Below are 2,731 nucleotides of genomic sequence, written 5' to 3'. Positions count from 1 at the left end.
GTCGACAGTGCTTCGTCTGGCCCTGGGGCCCCCTTTAACGCCGGGATGTGGGAGCCGTCGACCGCAACCCGGGAGAAGTCCAGGGCGTTCGCGCCCCGCAGCTTCGCGAGGAGGACCTCGTGCAGCCGCGGCCACACACCGGCCTCCGTCCACTCGGCCAGGCGCCGCCAGCACGTCATGCCCGACCCGAAGCCGAGCTCCTGCGGCAGGTGTTCCCAGGCAATCCCGGTGTGCAGCACGAACAGGATGCCCTGGAACACCAGCCGGTCCGGATGCCGCTTGCGGCCGGGATGCCGTGCTCGCCGTTCCACCTTCGGCAGCAACGGCTCGACCACCGCCCACAAGTCGTCGTCGACTTCCCACGGCTTCGGCCGAGCCACCCCGCACCCCCGGATCATCAGTCCCGGACCGATCCAACCACCTCAAAGATCATTTCGTTAGGAGTTCTTAGGCCCGAGGCCGCGCAACCGTATGACGACCGGTGTTTGAGCTGGCAGTACGACGCGCAGACGGTGAGCATCTGGACAACCTCCGGGCGCATCAAGAACGTCCGCTTCGCCTGCTCGTCTGACGCACTCAAGACGCTCCGGGACCACCGGCAGGGCGAATCGGACCTGATCGAACGCGACGGCGTGTTCTACCTGATCGCGACCTGCGACGTTCCCGAGGCCGAGCAGTACAAGCCCGGCCACTTCATCGGCGTAGACCTTGGAATCGCCAACATCGCCACCACATCCACCGGCCACAAAACTGCCGGGCGCGGCCTGAACCGCCACCGCAAGCGGCAACTCGACCTGCGCAGGAAACTCCAGGCCAAGGGCACCAAGTCCGCCAAGCGGCTGTTGAAGAAGCGCAACCGGCGCGAACAGCGCCACGCGAAGAACCAGAACCACATCATCGCCAAGACGATCGTGACCGAGGCTGAACGCACCTCGGCCGGAATCTCCCTGGAAGAACTCAAGGGAATCCGGCAGAGGGTACGGCTCCGCAAGCCCCAACGGGTCGCACTCCATTCCTGGGCCTTTGCCCAGCTCGCAGACTTCATCGTCTACAAGGCCCGCAGGGCCGGCGTCCCCGTGGTCTTCGTCGATCCCGCCTACACCTCGCAGCAGTGCTGCGAGTGCGGCCACATCGACAAGAAGAACCGGGCAAGCCAGGCCCGCTTCACCTGCCGGAACTGCGGGGTCGTTGCCCACGCAGACCGGAACGCTTCCCACAACATCGCCCGCAAGGGCGAGGCTGTGTGGACTGCGGGGCGTGAGTCACGCGTCCCTGCCACCCCATAAGGGTGTCTGGACGGAGGAGCCCACCCAGCAGCCAGTCGGGCGCTACCTCCAAGCCCGGTCCTTCAGGGCCGAGTCAAGTTGACGGTGCATGGAGCGCAACTCAACTTCAAACTCCTTGCAGTCGAGGTCGCCGTGGTCGGCGAGGAACACGAAGCTTGGTTGAACGGTGAAGCCGGGGCCGCGTCCCGGACCTCCATGGCTCAGCCCAGCGCGTCCATCAGAGCGGTGACATAGGCATCCAGCCGCTCCTCCACGGCTCGTGTCGTCAGCTCTGTCCTCCCTGCCTCCCGCCATGGCTGCGACACCAACCGCACTTCTTCTGAGAACGCCAGCCCGTCCCGCACCCGCCAGTACAGCCGCTCGCTCGGGGCCGCGGCCAGTTCCCCGCCGGCCTCCTCATACGCCTCAGCGAACCGCAGACCCCACGCCGGACCGTGCAGCAGCGCGAGATTGGTGGAGCAGTGCGCCACATCGAGATCCACCGGGCCCCAGGAGGTAGCCGCCCAGTCGACGACGCCGGTGATCCGGGCACCTGCCGGCTTTGAGGGCGGCACGTCGAACAGCACGTTGCCGGGGTGGAAGTCCCGGTGCAGGAATCGCCCTTGATAGGTCGGCGCGGGCCTGCGGATCACATCGATCGCCGCGGCCCATGCCGCCGCGTCGGCGCCCTTCGGAGTCACGACAGTGTCGGCGGTCGTCAGCGCCACATACTGGCGGGGCCGCTGGGCGGGTCGCAACGCGTGGATCGCCACGAGTTGACGGGCCAGCAGAGGGACGCGCGTCTCCAATCCCTCATCGTCGAGGACCGTCCGGCCCGCCAGATGTGTCATCAGGAGCGATGGATACTCGCAATGTTCGGCGGTCGGATCAACCGCGACCAGCCCCGGAGCCGGCACGCCGGTCCCCGGGAGCAGGGTCAGGGCGTCAGCCTCCCTGTTCAGCCAGTCCTCGGCGTGCTCCACGTTGACGAAGGTCCGCAGCACCAAGTCACGGGTGCCTCCGTCCAGCGAGCCGACGGTCAGCCTGCGCATTTCGGCAGTGATGCCGCCGTGCAGCGCCTCAGTTCTGACGATCCGTTCGCCGACCTCCAGGTGCCGGCTCACCCAAGCCAGTGTCAACGGTCGCACAGCCGCCACCTCATCGTCGTTGGTCACCGTGCCACCTCATCATCCGGACGGCGACACGCGCGAAAGTTTTGATGGAGGTGATGGCCGTGCTGCTCAGCGGGAACCCCGACTGGCACGAGGCAGACCGTAACCAGAAACCAGTAATCAGAAACCAGCACCGAAGCCTGCCCGGCGAACTTCCACGAACACCAATCAGGGTGGCACTGCCGGGAACCACAGGCGACCTAGGCACTGTTTCTCGGATCTCCTGACATGAGTGGGGAGTTGGGGTCAGGCTGGCCGTATGGGTCGTGGGGATCTGACAAACGCGGAATGGGA

The 2,731-nt window shown here is 66.3% G+C and carries 2 protein-coding genes and 1 pseudogene; 1 reads left to right on the top strand and 2 read right to left on the bottom strand.

Annotated elements, in window-relative coordinates; genetic code table 11:
- A partial coding sequence (locus ACWFR4_RS48310; protein ID WP_453658299.1) for a transposase occupies positions 1–380 on the bottom strand: 380 nt, incomplete at its 3' end.
- A gap of 69 nt (positions 381–449) precedes the next feature.
- On the opposite strand from ACWFR4_RS48310, the pseudogene ACWFR4_RS48305 reads away from it, so the two are divergent.
- A pseudogene (locus ACWFR4_RS48305) lies at positions 450–1,286 on the top strand (RNA-guided endonuclease InsQ/TnpB family protein); the annotation flags it as partial.
- 200 nt (positions 1,287–1,486) lie between these two features.
- On the opposite strand, the gene ACWFR4_RS48300 reads toward ACWFR4_RS48305, so the two are convergent.
- Complete coding sequence (locus tag ACWFR4_RS48300; protein WP_453658297.1) at positions 1,487–2,440, bottom strand: phosphotransferase family protein; 954 nt, start codon at positions 2,438–2,440, stop codon at positions 1,487–1,489.
- Between the last annotated feature and the right edge of the window lie 291 nt (positions 2,441–2,731).

It is taken from the genome of Streptomyces sp. NPDC055140 (assembly GCF_053607285.1).
This window is presented reverse-complemented; position numbering and strand designations above follow the sequence as displayed.